We start from the raw sequence: 18582 nt of genomic DNA, 5'->3' as shown, positions 1-18582 counted from the left end.
CATATTATACAGGAGTGAAGCCACTTGAAGCTAGCCGATTTTTCAATAAAAAGACCAAAATTCACCATCGTCATCATGATTATACTCATCCTTCTCGGAGCCGTTTCCCTGACCAGACTGCCACTGCAGCTGCTGCCGAATGTCCAACCGCCAATCGCTGCAGTGGCGACCAGCTACCAGGGGGCTGGACCTGAAGAAGTGATGAAAGATGTGACGAAGCCGCTCGAGGCAGAACTTTCTACAGTCAGCGGTTTGACTAATATATCCTCCCAATCGCAGGAAAGTTCTTCTGTCGTCCTTCTTGAATTCGGATACGACATGACGATAGATGAAGTCGAAAATGAAATCGTACGTACGATAGAAAATACAAGCCTACCCGAGGAGGCAGGAGATCCATCCTTCCTGGAGTTCGACATTACGATGCTCCCGAGCCTGACTCTTGCCGTATCCTCTGACAATAAATCAGTCAGTGAGTTTCAGGGTCAGGTTGAGGATCTCATCAATGAACTCGAAAACATCAATGGTGTGGCCTCGATCAGTGAAACTGGCAGCATTACTGAAGAAATTTCAGTAGCGCTCGATACCGAAGCACTCGAGAAGTATCAGCTGAGCCAAAGCGATGTGGCCAACATCATTGAAGCCAATAACATTTCTATACCGAACGCCACAATCGTCGATGAAGAAGAAAAAGAATCCATCACAACCCGGACGGTAAGTGAGATCGACGGAGTCGAATCACTCGAGGAACTGGTCTTGGCGGATCTGCCTGAAGGCGCCGGCACACTCACTCTCGATGATGTAGCAGATGTCGCCATAACGGAACAGGATGACGCTGTCATCACCCGCCTGAACCAGGAAGACGCTATGCAGATTGAAATGAGTCTTGCATCCGATGCGAACGCATCGACCGTCAACGGGGAATTCCAATCTGTCCTTGACGAACAGCTCGACAAGGAAGAATTTGAGGACCTCAATGTTGAAACGCTATATGATGAAGGGGAGTATATAGACCTCGCCATCAACAGTGTCTACCTATCATTGATAAGCGGTGCAATACTTGCGATGATTGTCCTTTTCGCATTCCTGCGCAATTTGAAATCACCACTCATAATCGGTATTGCCATACCGTTTTCCGTCATCACTACATTTGCTCTTTTGTTCTTTACGGACATCAGCATAAACCTGATGACGCTTGGTGGCCTGGCACTCGGCATCGGTATGCTCGTCGATAACGCCGTCGTCGTCATAGAAAATATATACCGCCATCTGTCGATGGGTAAGACACCGAGGCAAGCAGCAAGTGTGGGGACGAAGGAAGTGGCTGGTGCCATCACCGCTTCTTCAATGACTACAGCAGCAGTCTTCCTGCCTGTTGTCTTCGTCAGTGGCCTAGTCGGCCAACTGTTCACGCCATTTGCTGTAGCCGTAGTATTCAGCCTGTTGGCTTCACTTTTTGTCGCCCTGACCGTGGTCCCGATGCTGGCCAGCCGCATTCTGGATGCACCGGATGACAATGAAGAAGAGAAAAGACGGGACCGCCGTTATATGAAAGGGCTCAGGAAACTGTCCCACTGGTCACTCAACAATCGCCTGACAGTCCTCATACTGACAGCGCTGATCCTTATAGCCGGCGGCATTGGCATCTATATCCAAGGCTTGGATCTTTTGCCGGAGAGCGATGAAGGTACGCTGACGGTTGAAGTGGAAATGCCGCAGGATGCCATCCTTTCCGAAACAGAAGAGACCATTAAGCTTATAGAAGAAAAATTTGAAGATTATCCGGAAATCGATACCTATATGAGCACCATCGGCTCCACTTCTACGATGAGTCCGGTTGATGAGAGCAACGTCGGCAATATAATGGCTACTTTAGTCAGCCCGGGTGAACGCGGCATGACGACCAATGAATTCATTAGCGACATAGAAAATGAAATTGAAAGCGTCAATTCTTCCGCCGACATCAGTGTCAACCCGATGTCTCAGGCAGGTACAGGCTCTGATCCAAATACACTTGCGCTGAATGTTGCAGACGAAGATCCGAAAAGGCTCATGGAGTCTGAGGAGACCATCATAAAAGCATTGGAAGATGACGCTGATATCGACAATGTCACTTCAAGCCGCGAAAACATGTCCCAAGAACTCCAAGTACGTGTGGACCGTGCAGCAGCCAGGGAAAATGATCTGCAGCCTGCAGAAATAGGCTCAGCAATCTACGAGGCCACTAATGGAGTCCCGGCCTCCACCGTCGACGAAGGCTCTGAGTTCCTGACGATCAATGTCAAATACCCAGACGACGTCACAAGTAGCATTGAGGCCTTCAAGAACATCCAGATTGCAAATAGCCAGGGCGAATATATCGCAGTGGAAGATGTCGCTGAATTGGAAGAAGCAGAGATGCTCTCCCTCATCAACCGCGATGACCAGAAGGAAACGACGGAACTCACTGTTTCATATAAACCTGAAATGAGCCTCAATGAGGCAGGCAGTCATGTTGAGAGCATCATTGAGGATACGGATTTCGCAGATGAAACAGAAACGTCAATCGGTGGGGATCTGGAGATGCTGAGTGACGCAATCCCTCAACTATTGCTTGCGATAACGCTCGGCATCATCTTCATCTACCTTGTAATGGTTGCCCAGTTTGAATCCTTCAAACACCCATTCGTAGTTATATTCTCATTACCGCTCAGTATCATTGGAGTGATGTTCTCATTGATCATCACAAATAATCCATTGAGCGTCATTGCCGTGGTGGGAGTCATCCTGCTGCTCGGTATAGTGGTCAACAACGCCATACTGCTGGTCGACTACATCAATCAGCAGAAAGCCAAAGGCATGACCACGCTCGAATCGATCGAAAAGAGTGTCCAGGACCGTTTCCGCCCGATAGTCATCACGGCGCTGACGACCGCACTCGGTATGCTGCCGCTTGCACTTGCCATTGGTGAGGGGGCAGAACTCATTGCACCGATGGGCATCGTAGTAATAGGTGGTCTGATCAGCAGTACGTTCCTGACGCTGTTCATCATTCCAATCATCTACAGCTACTTTGATTCTGAAACACGCAAGATGAATAAAAAGTACATGACACCGGACGGTGAAATCATCACCCAAAGAGAGATTGATGCACAAAAACGTAAAGAAGAAGCTGCTTCGTCAGAAGATGAATATGGCTATACTTCTGATGACGACGTTCCAGAAGACGGCGATGAAGCGCCGAACGTTCAGGAAGACACCCCACCGCGGGATACATCCGGAAATGATAGGGACTATATCAAAGAGATGGAGTCGCTCATCAACAGGATGAAAAATGACAGAAGAAAATAAGCATACAAAAAAACGATTGCCTGTTTAGGGCAATCGTTTTTTTATTGATGACGCTCAGGCCCATCCCCTGAACCTTACTGCTTCTGATACGCGTCTTATACCTAACGTGTAGGCCGCGAGCCTCATGTCCATCTGACGTGATTGGTGCAGGTTATATATGGCTTCAAAAGCAGTTGTCATCTTACCTTCCAGCAGCTGCCTTATTTCTTCTTCTTCCCAATAGAAACCTTGTTTATTCTGCACCCACTCAAAATATGATACCGTCACACCGCCGGCTGAGGCAAGGACATCCGGAATGATCAGTACACCTTTTTCAGTCAATATTCGCGTTGCTTCCTCCGTAGTGGGGCCATTGGCTGCCTCACAGATGATTTCTGCCTTAATATCCCAGGCATTGCTTTCAGTAATTTGATTTGCGATTGCTGCTGGAATGAGGACGTCGCAGTCCACTTCGAGCAATGCTTTATTTGTAATGGATTCTGCAGGTAGTTTTTCCGCCAGATTAACTTTCCCCCGGTTTCTCAGCACATAATCGATATCTATTCCTTCAGGGTTATAGAGGGCACCTGAAGATCTTGATATTCCGATGATCTTTGCACCTTTATCATGCAACATCTTTGATATGTAACCTCCAGCATTGCCAAATCCCTGTATGACGATGCGTGCATCCTTCATGGATATACCCACCTTCTCCATGGCCTGCTCAACACACATCACCGCACCCATTGCGGTCGCTGTTTCGCGTCCTTTCGATCCTCCGACTGCAAGTGGCTTGCCTGTGATGAATTCGAATGGATCGTCGGAGTGCTTCACGCTATATTCATCCATCATCCACGCCATCGTTTGCGCATCCGTATAGACATCAGGAGCCGGAATGTCCTTTGTCGGCCCTGCAATCTGAGAAATCGCCCTGACATATCCACGGGAGACTTCTTCTTTTTCCCTACTGCTCATATTCCTTGGATCGCAGACCACCCCACCTTTGCCACCGCCGTATGGTATATCTACAATGCCTGCTTTTAGTGTCATCCACATCGCAAGGGCAATGACTTCTTCTTCCGTGACATCAGGATGGAAACGGACGCCACCTTTAGTTGGGCCCGCGGCATCATTATGTTGGGCACGGTATCCGGTGAATACTTTTACAGAACCGTCATCCATTTTTACAGGTATACGCACTTTGAGCATCCTGAGCGGTGCTTTAATCAATTCGTACATTCCTTCATCGTATCCAAGATTATCCAATGCCTTATAGATGACTGATTGTGTTGATGTAATCAAATTCGAGGTTTCTGTCATGATCAGTTCTCCTTTTTCTCTTTCACCCTATTTTATGGCAAACTGAGTTAGACTCTCATCACACACATATTTCAGGTGAATATTCGAACATTCATAATAATACAAAAAATTCAATAAATCAACATTTTTATGAATATCCATACAAAAGAGGCCGGACAGATTATCTGTCCGGCCTATCCTTTATTGGTGTCTATTCTATGCCCAGCCTCTGTAGCGCGCAGCCTCGGCTGTTCGTTTCAGACCTATGATATACGCTGCAAGCCGCATGTCGATATGGCGGTTTTCATGCAGGTCGTAGATATCATTGAATGCTTTTTTAAGCTTGATTTCAAGCTTTTCATTGACTTCATCTTCATCCCAATAGTAACCTTGGTTGTTTTGGACCCACTCGAAGTAGGAAACCGTAACACCACCGGCTGACGCCAATACATCAGGCACGATGAGCTTGCCGTTATCAGTCAAGATTTTCGTCGCTTCTTTAGTGGTCGGGCCATTGGCCGCCTCACAGATGATCTCCGCTTTAATATCGTCTGCATTATCTTCTGTGATCTGGTTTGCAATCGCAGCAGGTATGATGACATCACAATCGATTTTGAAGAGATCTTTACCAGGCAATGCATCATCGAACAGATTCGTCACTAGGCCGAAACTGTCGCGCCGATCAAGCAGATAATCGATATCCAGGCCCTCTGGATCGTGCAACGCACCATTGGCATCCGAAATGCCGACGATTTTAGCGCCCCTGTCAAACAGGATTTTTGAAAGGAAACTTCCGGCATTACCGAAGCCTTGAATGACTACGCGAAGATCTTTCAACTCCATGTTGCGTTTCTCCAAAGCCTGTTCCAGACAGATGATGACCCCCATCGCAGTCGCACGGTCACGCCCTTGGGAACCACCGAGGACGATTGGCTTACCGGTAATGAAACCAGGAGAGTTGAATTCGTCAATCATGCTGTATTCATCCATCATCCACGCCATGATCTGGGAGTTCGTAAATACATCAGGTGCCGGAATATCTTTTGTAGGCCCAACAATCTGAGAGATTGCACGGACGTAGCCACGGCTTAAACGCTCTACTTCCTGGATGCTCATCTCACGCGGATCACACACAATTCCGCCTTTACCGCCACCATAAGGTAGATCGACGATGCCTGATTTCAAGGTCATCCACATTGAAAGTGCCACAACTTCCTCTTCATTAACATCCGGATGGAAGCGTATGCCGCCCTTAGTCGGTCCAACAGCATCGTTGTGCTGGGCACGGTAGCCGGTAAATACTTTAACTGAACCATCATCCATGCGCACCGGGATGCGCACTGTCAAAAGACGCATCGGCTCTTTGATCAGTTCATACATACCCTCATCAAAACCGAGTCTATCCAAAGCCTCATGGATGATCGCTTGTGTGGAAGTGATAAGATTTGATTTCTCTGACATTTTTATCCGCCTCTTTTTTTGGAACTGTTTTCATAATCATTGTACCATATTCGTTACTATTTAAAAGCGTTATTTCCAAGTACTATTTTGCCAGCACTTTTTTGATTTGAACGATGGCCCAGTCGAGATCTTCCTGGGAGATGATCAGTGGAGGTGCAAAGCGGATGACTGTTTCGTGAGTTTCTTTGCAGAGCAGTCCGAGCTCTTTTAGTTCTTCGCAATATGGTCTTGCCGCTTCAGTCAGCTCGACACCGATGAAGAGTCCACGACCGCGCACTTCCTTGATTACAGGATTATCGATTTTTTCCAGTTCTTCTTTGAAATATTCACCGAGTTCGCGTGATCTTTCAACGAGGTTCTCATCATTCATGACATCAAGCGCCGCTTCCGATACTGCACAAGCAAGCGGGTTCCCCCCGAATGTGGAGCCGTGGGAACCTGGATTGAACACACCAAGTACTTCTTCGTCGGCCAATACGCAGGAAATCGGGAAGACACCGCCACCGAGTGCTTTACCGAGGATATATACATCCGCATCCACATTGTCCCAGTGCGTTGCAAAAAGCTTACCGGAACGGCCAAGGCCTGCTTGGATTTCATCTGCCACAAAAAGTATGTTGTTTTCATCGCAGACTTCGCGTACCGCCTTCAGGAAGCCTTCAGGTGGTATATTGATGCCCGCTTCACCTTGGATCGGCTCCAGCAGGATTGCTGCAGTGTTTTCAGTGATCGCTTCCTTGATTTGGTCGATATCACCGAAGTCAACGAGTTTGATGCCGTCGAGCAACGGACCGTATCCACGGCGGTACTCCGGTTCAGAAGAAAGCGATACTGCTGCCAATGTACGGCCATGGAAGTTCTGGTTCATGGCGATGATTTCCGCTTTATCATCTTCTACACCTTTTACATCATACGCCCAGCGGCGCACTGCTTTGATTGCCGTTTCCACAGCTTCGGCACCGGTGTTCATCGGTAGGGCCATTTCCTTGTCGGCGAGCTTACATACTTTCTCATACCAAGGTCCTAGGCGATCTGAGTGGAACGCGCGGGAAGTGAGCGTCAGCTTGTCCGCCTGGTCTTTTAAGGCCTTGATTATCTTAGGGTGTCTATGCCCCTGGTTGACTGCGGAGTATGCACTCAGCATGTCCAGATATTCATTGCCTTCAGGGTCCTTCACCCATACGCCTTCAGCCTCTGAGAGTACGATTGGTAGAGGATTGTAGTTTGGTGCTCCGTATTGTTGTGTCTGCTCGATAATTTCCTGTGATCTAGTCATTCTATCTTCCTTTCTTAAAAAGGCGGGTAAGCCCCCGTTCACTTTTTGTAATTTTCATAATCATGCTGCCAAATTGCATTATAACATTTCAGAAGTCGTTTTGCCTTGCATATGAAGAGTCAAGTAGTCCGGACCACCCGCTTTAGAATCCGTACCGGACATTTTGAAACCACCAAAAGGTTGGTAGCCGACGATGGCCGCAGTACATCCGCGGTTGAAGTATAGATTTCCTACATGGAAATCTTCACGCGCCTGTTCGATGTGGTGGCGGTCCGTTGTGAATACCGCTCCTGTCAGGCCGTAGTCTGTTGCATTGGCATATTCGATAGCCTGATCGAAATCCTTGGCTTTTGTAAATCCGACCACTGGACCGAATATTTCTTCCTGCATGATGACCGCATCATGCTTAAGGTTTGAGAAGACGGTCGGGTGGACGAAATGTCCCGTTTCATTTTCAGTTTTGCCGCCGATCTCCAATTGGCCTTCTTTCTTACCGATTTCGATGTACTTCGAAATCTTTTCAAGGGAGGCATCATCGATGACTGGTCCGACATTCACATCCGCTTCCGGATTACCCACTTTCAGATCCTTCGTTTTGGCTACAACCTTCTCAAGGAGTTCATCATGTATATCTTCAAGAGCAACCACACGGGAGCAGGCGGAACATTTCTGACCGCTGAAACCGAATGCAGAGTAGACGATTGCCTCTGCTGCTTCTTCAAGGTCCACGCCGGAATCGACGACTATCGTATCTTTACCGCCCATTTCTGCAATGACACGCTTCAAGTGCGTCTGGCCCTTTTGGACGACGCCTGCCTTTTCGTAGATCTTCGTGCCTACATCACGGGAACCAGTGAAGGAGACGAAACGTGTATCCTTATGTTCGACAAGGTAGTCCCCGATATCCTTCGATGATCCTGGGATAAAGTTCACGACGCCTTCAGGCATACCTGCTTCCTCCAGCACTTCAATGAACTTGTATGCCACTATCGGTGTTCTTGAAGATGGTTTGAGGAGTACTGTGTTGCCTGTCACCAGCGCAGCAGCTGTCGTACCCGCCATGATTGCGAAGGCGAAGTTCCAAGGAGAGATGACAAGTCCGACACCAAGCGGAATATAATTGAATTGATTATACTCACCAGGGCGTGATTCCACATGTTCGCCATCTTTTATCTTAAGATGATTGCGTCCGTAGTATTCCAGGAAATCGATGGCTTCTGCTACATCCGCATCCGCTTCCTTCCAAGGTTTTCCTGCTTCTTTTATAAGCAGCGCCGTAAATTCATACTTGCGCCTGCGGACGATCGCCGCTGCTTTGAACAGGACATCGGAACGGAACTCGAACGAATATTTCCTCCATGATTCGAACGTCTCCAATGCGGTGTCCATCGCTTTTTGTGCATGCTCTTGATTGGCCTGGTACATATAGCCGATCGTCTCCGCCTTATCAGCAGGGTTATAGGATTCTTTCTTGTCCTCAGTCGTAATGCGTTCCCCACCAATGATCAACGGATAATCCTGACCGAGATAGTCCTTGACTGTAGCCAGACCTTCTTCCAGTTTTTTACGGTTTTCTTCTTTCGAGTAATCCATAAAAGGTTCATGCTTGTACGGTATCATCTAAAGATGCCTCCTTTAATAATAAATGCCTATCATAATAATGGACTTTAAGTAGGACTTTTTCAACCCTTTTAGGACCTATTTTAAAAGCGCTTACACACAGCCTGCAAACGTATTCATCGACACGTATAAAAACATACTAAGATTAGTACCACAGGACCCGGCCAGGTCCTGTGGTACTATTTTCATATAGTAGGAGTGGAGATCAGGTCGACGAGGTTTTAGGATTTAGAATCCGGAATAAAAACGGGCCAGCTCCACTATCCTTATCTGAATCAGGTTCAGTATGTGGGATCTTCGAGATCGAGTATGAGAAAAGGGAATCGATGAGGATACGTGGTCACTTCTGCTTAAAACAAAGGAGGAGAACCAAATGAAAAGTGTCATCGCATTTGATGTCAGTATGGGACACAGCTACATGGTCGTCTATGATGCTTGGCAGCACTGTATATTTGAAGGGGATATCACGCATACCAGATCGGCTTTTGATAATGTCCGGATCCAGATTGAGACGCAACGGAAACAGGATGGCGTCCTGCCTGATATTGTATTTGAAGCCACAGGGGTCTACTCAAAGGCATTGGAACGCTTCATGCAGGCATGCGGGTTCGAGTATGCGCTGCTCAATCCACTGGCGGCCAAGATGCAGAGCCTGTCCATGCGGATGCACAAGACGGACCGGAGTGATGCCCATAAACTCGCCCAGGCCTGTTTTACCCATCCGCCCCGCAACAAGCAGGTTCAAGAAGGGTATTACGAAGAAATGCGCAGCCTCTCCCGCCACTACGCTGAATTGGAGCAGGAGATTGTCCGACTGAGAACCCGGATCCATGCCCTGGTTCAGATGACCTTCCCGGAACTGGAGCAGCTCTTTACCCGAACTTCCGACCTGTATCTTTCCATCCTCCAACTGTTTCCGCATCCGGATCGGGTGACTGTGCTGTCCAGAACGAAAGTGAAGAATATGATCCTCGGCAGCACCGGGAAGCGCCAGTCCCGAAAACGCGCAGAAGAGAAAGCCGATCAGCTGATGTCGGCGGCCGCAGATGCCTATCCGGCACTGTCTACAGATGACGTCCGAATTGAACAGCTCAGAAACTATGCTGCACGCTGTCAGACCCTGCTGGAGCTGAAGCACCGGCTCATCCAGCAAATGGTCGCCATGTCTCAGGAACAGGCGGAATACCATATCCTGAAGAGCTTTCCAGGGATTGCAGACATTACAGCGGTCCGTATCATCGCTGAAGCCGGAGACATCCGCCGGTTCGACACGGCCAATCAGCTGAATGCCTATACCGGCATCGACATCCGCCGCCATCAATCCGGCACCCTTCTGTACAAGGATAAGATCAATCGGCGCGGCAATAAGCATCTAAGGAAAATCCTGTACTACATGATCGAGAATATGATCCGGAACCAGAGGCACGCGGATAACCATCTGGTGGACTACTATCGGAAACTAAAAAAGCAACCCCATGGTAAACACCATAAGGTTGCCTGCATCGCCTGTGTGAACAAGTTTTTGAAGTGCCTCTTCCATCTTGTCACCGTTGGACAGCGATATGATTACGCTGTGGCCACCCACCACTGCGTCAATTCGTAACTCAAGTATACCACAGCCCCTGCTCCGAAAAAACTGAAAAAGCAGGGCCTATTTGGCATGCCGACATCCCTATCCAGCGGGGCGCCCCGCTGGATAGGGATGAAAAATATGGAATATATGCTTGTAATCTATTGACTAATCGTAAGAAATACCTCGGAAACGTCCAGTATAGCTTGATGCTTTTGGACCATTCAAAATATGAATGTAAAAATTATTCAGGATGAAATATAGATTTCCATAAAAAATGCCCAGGCCACTACAACTTCTGCTGCAGTGGCCTGGACATGCTTCTTCTAGGCCCATCATTTATCCTTCAAATGTCTTTTCGCCGTATCTATCCATTCCGGCATCTTTTGTCTAATGGACTCGAAGCCATATTCTTCCGTGTCCTTGATCTGATCCAGAACGGAACGTCTATCCCGTTTCCGCTCCTCGTTTTTGAAGTATTCATTTTCCTTCAATGTAAGGTTCAGTTTCCCATTCTTATCCACGCTGAGTACTTTAGCCCTGACGATCTGGCCCTTGGATAAAAATTGGTTCACATCGTGCACATAATCATTCATCACTTCTGAAATATGGATGAGTCCTTCTTGATTATCAGGGGTTTTGACAAAAGCACCATATGGCTGGATACCAGTTACTTTGACTTTGATGAACTGGCCTTTCCGATATTTTTTTGCCAATTGGATTACCCCGCTAACTTTTCAGTTATCATACGCATGAACCATTTTATCACAAGCAATCGTGTTTATCGAATCAAACACTGCCAAAAGAAAAAACCGCAGGATTGAACCTGCGGTCATACATCGTTATAGAGTCGTTTGAGTACTAGAGCCCTTTCAGTTATCGGATGGATTTCTGCCAAGGGTATCACGGTTTCGAACGACTGGTTGAAGATCTCCTGGATCGCCCGGCCCACAACGTGTGCATCATCACTTTCATATATGGCGGATATGGTGTCATATATTTCCGGGTCATAATCAAAACCCGCTTCCAGCTGAAGCGGGTTCCAGTCTGAAATAAGTTTGTAGAGTTCAATACCTGCTTCTGGGCTCATCGCTCTCCTGCTCCATCCGCTTCATCACCTGTTCTTCGAACTCCTTCATTTTCTGCTCCTGTTTCTCGGAGTAGCGCTTAATCAGGCGATAAGCCAAATAAGCCAGAAGCATGCAGATCGCCAAAGTGATGAAGGCGGGTATATATTCACTTTTATCTTCAGGGAAATATAAAAATGGCATCATAAATATTCACTCACCTTTGCTCCATACAGTATAACAAAGGTCTATTATGAATCGAGACCCTTTTAGTGACTATTTTGTGAGCGTTTATAACAAACTTCTTTATGGAAGTCTAAGGCTACTTTGTCACTTCGATTGTTTCTATCTTGACATCTTCTTTCGGACGATCTTGTGCACCTGTCTCTACGTCTGCGATTTTCTCCACTACATCCATGCCCTCAATGACATGACCGAAAACCGTGTGGCGCTGATCGAGCCAAGGTGTACCACCTTTTTCCTTATAGGCTTCAATGATCTCAGCTGGATATCCTGCACCTTCAAGCTGGTTAATCATCTGCGCCGGCACTTCAGATGCCTGGACGATGAAGAACTGGCTGCCGTTCGTACCAGGGCCTGCGTTCGCCATGGATAGGGCGCCGTAAAGATTGAATGCTTCTGTTGAGAATTCGTCCTCGAACGTTCCGCCGAAAACACTCTCTCCGCCCATGCCTGTGCCTGTCGGGTCTCCGCCCTGCACCATGAAGTCCTTGATCACACGGTGGAAGATCTGTCCATCATAATAGCCGTTTTTTGCATGTGTCGTGAAGTTCTCGACCGTTTTCGGGGCGATGTCGCCGAACAGCTTGACTTTAACGTCCCCATGATTAGTGCGGATGATTGCGGATGTTTCGTTGCTGGCTACCTCTGTCGTCAATTGTGTAAATGCCATGAATAATATGCCTCCTGATTTCATTTATTGCAATTTTAACATTGAAATTATAAAAATATAAAATGAATTTTCTATGAAAAATATTGCCTTTTTTCCTATTTAACACTATACAGACATTCTATATTTTTTCAAACCCTATACATTTATTTAGGTGTCGCATTGCTGTATAATTGCAATATATATTGTAAAAATGAAGGAGGATATACTTTGACGCTGATACATATGGCGATATTACTGCCCCTGGTCGCTGCGGTGGCGATCGGCATCATCTATAAATATTACAAACGCATTCACCTGGGCTGGTTCGTATTGCCTGTCCCTGTCATAATTGCCATCTACCTGGCAACATTCATCCCAAAGGTGAGCAGCGGTCCGATACTTGAGACTATGCAAGTGATGCCCCGTATAGGGATGAATTTCGATGTCTACATAGACGGTCTCGGCCTCCTGTTCGCCATACTTATATCAGGGATAGGCGCACTGGTTGTACTCTATTCGATCGGTTACCTGTCCCACCGGGAAGACCTGGGCAACTTCTATGTCTACCTGCTCATGTTTATGAGCGCGATGCTCGGCGTCGTCCTGAACGATAATGTTCTGATGCTCTACCTGTTTTGGGAATTGACTTCCATTTCAAGCTTTCTTCTGATTGCCTTCTGGTTCATGAAGGAACGTTCATTATATGGCGCACAGAAGTCCATGCTGATAACCATGTTCGGAGGATTCATGCTGCTTGGGGGGTTCCTGACTCTTCATACGATTACAGGCACATACAGCATCCGTGAGATGCTGGCACAGGTTACGCTCATCCAGGAAAGTCCAGTGGCACCGATTGCCATTGTGCTCATCCTGCTCGGTGCTTTCACCAAGTCGGCACAATTTCCATTCTATATCTGGCTGCCTGATGCTATGGAGGCACCGACGCCTGTCAGTGCCTATCTGCACTCAGCCACGATGGTCAAAGCGGGCATATATCTCGTTGCACGCCTGACGCCATTATTTGCATTCTCCGAATTATGGGTGTGGATCATTCTGCTCGGCGGGTTGATTACACTTGCCTGGGCATCCTTCAATGCAGTACGTAAAGACGATCTGAAGGCAGTATTGGCATTTTCCACCGTCTCCCAGCTCGGCATGATCATGTCGCTGCTTGGCCTTGGTGCACTGAGCGTGGTCACCGGTGCCGGCGAGGCATATTTCTCGATTGCCGTTGTGGCGGCGGTATTCCACCTCATCAACCATGCGACCTTCAAAGGTGCACTTTTCATGATTACTGGAATACTCGACCATGAGACAGGCACAAGAAGTCTGAAGCGCCTCGGCGGCCTTTTGACCCTTATGCCGATCTCGTTTACGTTGACTTTCATTACAGCGTTATCAATGGCGGGGCTGCCGCCGTTCAACGGCTTCCTGTCGAAGGAACTTTTCCTTGAGGCGATGATCCATGTGTCAGATGCTGATTTTGCTTCATTGGCGAATATTGCTTTTATATTCCCTCTGCTTGCAATAGTCGGAAGTATATTCACTTTCATCTATTCCATACAGATCATCTTTGGCGTCTTCTTCGGTAAACGTACTCATGATACACCAAAGGAACCCCATGAAGCGCCTGCCCTGATGTGGATATCCCCAGCGATACTTGCCGGACTCGTCATTACATTCGGACTGTTCCCGAACGTATTGTCAGGTTCAATAATCGATCCGGCCGCCATGAGCATAATGGCGACTGATGCGCCGCTCGGCACCCATATCTCCATGTGGCATGGGTTTACGAATCCTGCTCTATGGGCGACGATTGCCATCGTCATCATCGGTTCATTGTTATTCTATTTCCGGGACAAGTGGATGTTCATATATGATTACCATAAAGAGCGTTTTACCTTGAATTATGTCTATGACCAAGGGCTCATGCACAGCAGATTCGCTTCAAGAAAAGTGACCGATAGCTACATGACAGGCTTCATCCGTTCCTATCTGGCCTATATCTTCATGTTTTTCGTCGTGTTGGGCGCCATCTCACTATGGAACACGGGTATACAGGTCGACTTTTCGGATATGGCACCTGTCGGCATCCAGGAAATGATTCTTGTAATGATCGTCCTGATATCGATTACGGTCATACTCGTCACCAAATCCCGTATCGTTTCAATCATCATGCTCAGCGCAATCGGTTTCGTGATGGCCCTGTTCTTCGTGTTCTTCAGGGCACCAGATCTAGCTCTGACGCAGCTGGCCATCGAAACGGTAACAACAGCGTTGTTCCTCGTATGCTTCTACCATCTTCCAGCAAGAAGCAAGCATCCGGAACGCATGCGCTTCAAGTTCACTAATTTCCTTGTGTCCCTTGGAGTCGGCATCATCGTCATCATGATCGGCCTGATTGCATACTCCAATCAACTGTTCGACCGCATCAGCCAGTTCCACATCGATAATGTCAAAGAACTCGGTGCCGGCGGCAATATGGTCAACGTCATACTCGTCGATTTCCGTGGCTTCGATACCTTGTTTGAAACATTGGTGTTCGGCATCGCCGGAATCGGCATCTATGCTCTAATGAAACTAAGACTAAACAGAAAGGATGAGACAGATGAAGCAAACCCTGAAGAAAACCGGGCATGATAAAGTGGATAGACGGATGAACGACGTCTTTTTGCAGTTCACTGCGAAACTGGTATTCCTCATCGTCATCATGTTCTCATTCAACCTTTTCTTTGCCGGCCACTATACACCAGGCGGCGGTTTTGTGGGAGGATTGCTTGCTGCTGCAGCATTGATATTGCTGTTGATCGCATATGACAAGAAGACACTGCAACGGATGGTTCCGATCGACTTCAGGTTGATCATTACATCTGGATTGGCGTTTGCAGTCGGCTTGCCTACGCTATCCTTCCTTTTCGGCACACCGTTTTTCACGCACCAGCACACCCACATAGAAATACCCTTATTCGGTGATGTGGCTCTCCACTCCGCCGTTCTGTTCGACCTTGGGGTGTTCCTGACAGTGGCTGCGACTACGCTCTTGATCATAGTACTTGTCGGGGAGGCGGAAAACTGATGGAACTGATAACAATTCTACTGAGTGGTATACTGATCGGTTCTGCCGTCTACCTCATGCTATCAAGGAGCGTCATCCGCATCATCATCGGCACAGCTTTGTTGAGCCACGGCGTGCACCTCATGCTGTTGACGATGGGGAAACTCAAGCGTGGCAACGTGCCTGTACTTGATGAGGCAGTCGAAAGCTACACCGATCCCCTGCCGCAGGCGCTTATATTGACCGCGATAGTCATCGCCTTCGCGCTGACTGCATTCATTCTGGTCCTTGCCCTAAGAGCCTACGGAGAGTTGGGGACAGATGATGTTGAAGAAATGAAAGGAGTTCCACATGACGACTAACATATTGCCATTGCTGCCCATAATCATTCCTTTCTTCACCGGAATAGTGATGCTGTTTACAGGCAGACGTCCTTTGGCACACAGAGTAATGGCGGCAGTAGGCAGCCTGCTTGCCCTCATCGCCACCATCTGGCTTACCATCCATGTTTACCAGAGCGGCACCATCGTCACCTACATCGGCAGCTGGGTCGCCCCGTTCGGCATCAGTGTCGTCATCGATATGGCTGCCGCCCTGCTGCTGTTAACGACGGCTATCATCACCTTATTCACTGTCATCTACTCATTCCAGTCGATCGGCATTGAACGGGAGAAGTACTATTATTATGTCATGGTAATGTTCATGATCACGGGAGTGAACGGTGCATTTTCCACCGGGGACATTTTCAACATGTTCGTCTTCTTTGAGGTGTTCCTACTCGCATCTTATGTACTCATCACTCTCGGCGGCACGAAGATTCAACTTCAGGAAGGCTTCAAATATATCCTGGTCAACCTGATTTCTTCGAACTTCTTCGTGCTTGGCCTGGCGTATCTCTATTCTGTAACAGGCTCATTGAATATGGCGGATATCTATAATAAATTATCAGCTTTTGAAGGGAACTACAGTATCATGACGCTTGTCGCCGTCCTGTTCATCTTCGTATTTGCGACAAAAGCGGGTGTGTTTCCACTCTACTTCTGGTTGCCCGGCTCCTATTATGCGCCACCTATGCCAATACTCGTCCTTTTCGGAGCGCTTTTGACCAAGGTTGGTGTATATGCCATTGCACGGACATACAGCCTATTCTTCATCGACAATATAGATTTCACAAACCAGATTCTGCTGCTAATTGCTTTGGCGACGGTTGTAATGGGGTCAATCGGTGCCCTCAGCTACACTGATATGAAACGCATCATCATCTATAATATACTTATTGCCGTCGGTGTCATCCTTGTTGGTGTGGCAATGATGGATCAGACTGGTCTTATCGGGGCCTTCTACTACCTCATACACGATATGCTCATAAAAGCGGCACTCTTCATGCTGGTGGGTTATCTGATCTATCGCACGGGGGAGACCGGCATCCAGAAACTTGGCGGTCTGATCAAGCTGCATCCATGGACTGGATGGATGTTCTTCATCGCTGCGATGGGACTCACCGGAGTCCCACCGTTATCCGGATTTTATGGCAAGCTTTTCATCGTCCAGTCGACCTTTGAAAATGACCATTACATCTCTGGAATCATTGTACTCCTCTCGAGTCTTGCCGTACTGTATTCTGTAATCAAGATTTTCATCGGGGTATTCTGGGGCAGCGACATGGATTTCTCGAAGCTGCGCCCGATTAAAAGCGATAAGATATTATTTGCATCCTTCGCTATGGTCATACTGTCGGTTGTATTCGGACTTGCTGCTGATGCCCTATATCCACTCTTTGATATGGCTGCGCAATCTTTCTATGATCCGGCTTCTTACTCCAACTACTTGACGGAGGTGGAATAGATGGCTCTACAGATACTCATAAACCTGGCACTTGCTTTCCTATGGATGTTCATCGGTTCGAATTTTACCGTTCCTGCCTTTACGACCGGCTATCTGCTCGGCCTATTGTCAGTCTATATACTAAGGGGATTCCTTCCAGGTTCATTCTATCTGAAGCGGGTCTATGCGATAATCCGCCTCACCTTCATCTTCATCATCGAGTTGATCAAGTCGAACATTGAAGTTGTTAAAATCGTACTGCGTCCGAAAATCGATGTGAAGCCTGCATTTTTTGCCTATCCATGCGATTTAAAAGATGAGTGGGCAGTTAGTCTGCTATCGGCTCTCATCACTTTGACGCCCGGTACATTAGTCGTTGCGATTTCAGATGACCGTTCCATCCTATATATCCATGCCTTAGACATTGAGGATGCGGAGTCCGAGATCAAATCCATCAAAGACAGCTTCGAACATCCGATAGAAGAGGTGAAGAAAGCATGACAACTTTTTTGGACATCATCATAATTATCAGCATCATCATCCTGGCTTTCGCCATGCTCGGTATGATCTACCGCATGGTCAAAGGCCCTTCACTGCACGATAAAGTGGTGGCGCTTGATGCGCTTGGCATTTTGCTGATGGCCATGATCGCACTGATGGCCATGACGCTGCGCACCACTTATCTGCTCGTTGTCATATTGCTGATCGGCATTCTCGCCTACATTGCAACAATCGCGTTTGCGAAATATCTGGAGAAAGGCGTGATCTTCGAAAATGATAGAACTGATAATGACTAGCATCATTGCCTTCTTCATCCTGGGAGGCGCCTTCTTTGCAGCAGTCAGTGCCCTTGGAGTCATCCGCCTGCCTGATGTGTACTCGAGGCTTCATGCAGCCTCGAAGAGTTCCACTCTTGGGGTGATGATGATGATGACCGGTACTTTCCTGTACTTCTGGTATATAGAGGGCCATGTGGACAGCAAGCTGTTCCTGGCAGTACTGTTCGTCTTCATCACTGGCCCGGTCTCGGCGCATATGCTCTCCCGAAGCGCATTCCACGCGGATGTAGAACCTGCCGAATCGACTGTGTTGAATGAATTGAAGCGAGATGAAACGCGGGAGGAAGAATCCGCCCAATAAAAAAACGATGGATATTTTAGACTAACCTAATTATTTGAGACAATATAAAACACCTTCGAAATGGTACAATGT

General features: G+C 47.6%; 17 protein-coding genes. 9 read left to right on the top strand and 8 right to left on the bottom strand.

Features of this window, described 5'->3' with window-relative positions; genetic code table 11:
- Positions 1 to 24: 24 nt before the first annotated feature.
- On the top strand, positions 25 to 3327 hold the full coding sequence (locus ACZ43I_RS02525; protein ID WP_344704230.1) for an efflux RND transporter permease subunit: 3303 nt from the start codon (positions 25 to 27) through the stop codon (positions 3325 to 3327).
- 54 nt (positions 3328 to 3381) lie between these two features.
- Here ACZ43I_RS02525 and ACZ43I_RS02520 read toward each other — a convergent pair whose 3' ends face one another.
- From ACZ43I_RS02520 to pruA, 4 genes are all read right to left on the bottom strand, one after another.
- On the bottom strand, positions 3382 to 4626 hold the full coding sequence (locus tag ACZ43I_RS02520) for a Glu/Leu/Phe/Val family dehydrogenase (protein ID WP_344704232.1): 1245 nt from the start codon (positions 4624 to 4626) through the stop codon (positions 3382 to 3384).
- A 195-nt stretch (positions 4627 to 4821) separates the two neighbouring features.
- Positions 4822 to 6066: a Glu/Leu/Phe/Val family dehydrogenase gene (locus ACZ43I_RS02515; protein ID WP_344704234.1), complete on the bottom strand. Its 1245-nt coding sequence runs from the start codon at positions 6064 to 6066 to the stop codon at positions 4822 to 4824.
- An 82-nt stretch (positions 6067 to 6148) separates the two neighbouring features.
- On the bottom strand, positions 6149 to 7342 hold the full coding sequence (locus ACZ43I_RS02510) for an ornithine--oxo-acid transaminase (protein ID WP_344704236.1): 1194 nt from the start codon (positions 7340 to 7342) through the stop codon (positions 6149 to 6151).
- A gap of 78 nt (positions 7343 to 7420) precedes the next feature.
- Positions 7421 to 8962: an L-glutamate gamma-semialdehyde dehydrogenase gene (pruA, locus tag ACZ43I_RS02505; protein ID WP_344704238.1), complete on the bottom strand. Its 1542-nt coding sequence runs from the start codon at positions 8960 to 8962 to the stop codon at positions 7421 to 7423.
- Between the two features lie 373 nt (positions 8963 to 9335).
- Here pruA and ACZ43I_RS02500 point away from each other — a divergent pair, with 373 nt between their 5' ends.
- Positions 9336 to 10565: an IS110 family RNA-guided transposase gene (locus ACZ43I_RS02500; protein WP_344703124.1), complete on the top strand. Its 1230-nt coding sequence runs from the start codon at positions 9336 to 9338 to the stop codon at positions 10563 to 10565.
- A gap of 302 nt (positions 10566 to 10867) precedes the next feature.
- On the opposite strand, the gene ygs is transcribed toward ACZ43I_RS02500, so the two are convergent.
- The 4 genes from ygs to ACZ43I_RS02480 all read right to left on the bottom strand — a co-directional run bounded on the left by ygs (position 10868) and on the right by ACZ43I_RS02480 (position 12512).
- On the bottom strand, positions 10868 to 11248 hold the full coding sequence (gene ygs / locus ACZ43I_RS02495; protein ID WP_344703191.1) for a S1 domain-containing post-transcriptional regulator Ygs: 381 nt from the start codon (positions 11246 to 11248) through the stop codon (positions 10868 to 10870).
- Between the two features lie 116 nt (positions 11249 to 11364).
- Positions 11365 to 11622 (bottom strand): DUF1871 family protein, encoded by a 258-nt coding sequence (locus ACZ43I_RS02490; protein ID WP_344703189.1) that lies wholly within the window; start codon positions 11620 to 11622, stop codon positions 11365 to 11367.
- A complete protein-coding gene (locus tag ACZ43I_RS02485) occupies positions 11600 to 11806 on the bottom strand; it encodes a hypothetical protein (protein WP_344703187.1) in 207 nt (68 codons plus the stop codon). Before ACZ43I_RS02485 ends, ACZ43I_RS02490 begins: the two co-directional genes overlap by 23 nt.
- Positions 11807 to 11921: 115 nt before the next feature.
- Positions 11922 to 12512, bottom strand: a complete 591-nt coding sequence (locus ACZ43I_RS02480) for a peptidylprolyl isomerase (protein WP_344703185.1) — start codon at positions 12510 to 12512, stop codon at positions 11922 to 11924.
- 207 nt (positions 12513 to 12719) lie between these two features.
- On the opposite strand from ACZ43I_RS02480, the gene ACZ43I_RS02475 reads away from it, so the two are divergent.
- From ACZ43I_RS02475 to mnhG, 7 genes are read left to right on the top strand one after another with little or no spacing between them, the layout of a single operon-like run.
- Positions 12720 to 15131 (top strand): Na+/H+ antiporter subunit A, encoded by a 2412-nt coding sequence (locus ACZ43I_RS02475; RefSeq protein WP_344703184.1) that lies wholly within the window; start codon positions 12720 to 12722, stop codon positions 15129 to 15131.
- A complete protein-coding gene (locus ACZ43I_RS02470; protein ID WP_344703183.1) occupies positions 15100 to 15567 on the top strand; it encodes a Na(+)/H(+) antiporter subunit B in 468 nt (155 codons plus the stop codon). Before ACZ43I_RS02475 ends, ACZ43I_RS02470 begins: the two co-directional genes overlap by 32 nt.
- Positions 15567 to 15908, top strand: a complete 342-nt coding sequence (locus ACZ43I_RS02465; protein ID WP_344703182.1) for a Na(+)/H(+) antiporter subunit C — start codon at positions 15567 to 15569, stop codon at positions 15906 to 15908. Before ACZ43I_RS02470 ends, ACZ43I_RS02465 begins: the two co-directional genes overlap by 1 nt.
- Positions 15898 to 17391 carry a Na+/H+ antiporter subunit D gene (locus ACZ43I_RS02460; RefSeq protein WP_344703181.1) on the top strand — a complete coding sequence of 498 codons (1494 nt, stop codon included), beginning with the start codon at positions 15898 to 15900 and terminating at the stop codon, positions 17389 to 17391. The genes ACZ43I_RS02465 and ACZ43I_RS02460 overlap by 11 nt, the downstream gene beginning before the upstream one ends.
- A complete protein-coding gene (locus ACZ43I_RS02455; RefSeq protein WP_344703179.1) occupies positions 17392 to 17871 on the top strand; it encodes a Na+/H+ antiporter subunit E in 480 nt (159 codons plus the stop codon).
- Positions 17868 to 18167 carry a Na(+)/H(+) antiporter subunit F1 gene (locus ACZ43I_RS02450; protein ID WP_344703177.1) on the top strand — a complete coding sequence of 100 codons (300 nt, stop codon included), beginning with the start codon at positions 17868 to 17870 and terminating at the stop codon, positions 18165 to 18167. The genes ACZ43I_RS02455 and ACZ43I_RS02450 overlap by 4 nt, the downstream gene beginning before the upstream one ends.
- Entirely contained in the window at positions 18145 to 18510 is a 366-nt protein-coding gene (gene mnhG / locus ACZ43I_RS02445; RefSeq protein WP_344703175.1) for a monovalent cation/H(+) antiporter subunit G, read from the top strand. The genes ACZ43I_RS02450 and mnhG overlap by 23 nt, the downstream gene beginning before the upstream one ends.
- Positions 18511 to 18582: the final 72 nt, after the last annotated feature.

The sequence above is a fragment of the Salinicoccus jeotgali genome (genome assembly GCF_055379195.1).
The sequence above is the reverse complement of the archived record's forward strand: the minus strand, read 5'-3'. Positions and strand labels throughout refer to the sequence as shown.

Coding starts and splice junctions, on each gene's coding strand:
- ACZ43I_RS02520 (WP_344704232.1), bottom strand. CDS start 4,626: ATGACAGAAACCTCGAATTTGATTACATCAACACAATCAGTCATCTAT.
- ACZ43I_RS02515 (WP_344704234.1), bottom strand. CDS start 6,066: ATGTCAGAGAAATCAAATCTTATCACTTCCACACAAGCGATCATCCAT.
- ACZ43I_RS02510 (WP_344704236.1), bottom strand. CDS start 7,342: ATGACTAGATCACAGGAAATTATCGAGCAGACACAACAATACGGAGCA.
- pruA (WP_344704238.1), bottom strand. CDS start 8,962: ATGATACCGTACAAGCATGAACCTTTTATGGATTACTCGAAAGAAGAA.
- ACZ43I_RS02500 (WP_344703124.1), top strand. CDS start 9,336: ATGAAAAGTGTCATCGCATTTGATGTCAGTATGGGACACAGCTACATG.
- ACZ43I_RS02490 (WP_344703189.1), bottom strand. CDS start 11,622: ATGAGCCCAGAAGCAGGTATTGAACTCTACAAACTTATTTCAGACTGG.
- ACZ43I_RS02485 (WP_344703187.1), bottom strand. CDS start 11,806: ATGATGCCATTTTTATATTTCCCTGAAGATAAAAGTGAATATATACCC.
- ACZ43I_RS02480 (WP_344703185.1), bottom strand. CDS start 12,512: ATGGCATTTACACAATTGACGACAGAGGTAGCCAGCAACGAAACATCC.
- ACZ43I_RS02470 (WP_344703183.1), top strand. CDS start 15,100: ATGAAGCAAACCCTGAAGAAAACCGGGCATGATAAAGTGGATAGACGG.
- ACZ43I_RS02465 (WP_344703182.1), top strand. CDS start 15,567: ATGGAACTGATAACAATTCTACTGAGTGGTATACTGATCGGTTCTGCC.
- ACZ43I_RS02460 (WP_344703181.1), top strand. CDS start 15,898: ATGACGACTAACATATTGCCATTGCTGCCCATAATCATTCCTTTCTTC.
- ACZ43I_RS02455 (WP_344703179.1), top strand. CDS start 17,392: ATGGCTCTACAGATACTCATAAACCTGGCACTTGCTTTCCTATGGATG.
- ACZ43I_RS02450 (WP_344703177.1), top strand. CDS start 17,868: ATGACAACTTTTTTGGACATCATCATAATTATCAGCATCATCATCCTG.
- mnhG (WP_344703175.1), top strand. CDS start 18,145: ATGATAGAACTGATAATGACTAGCATCATTGCCTTCTTCATCCTGGGA.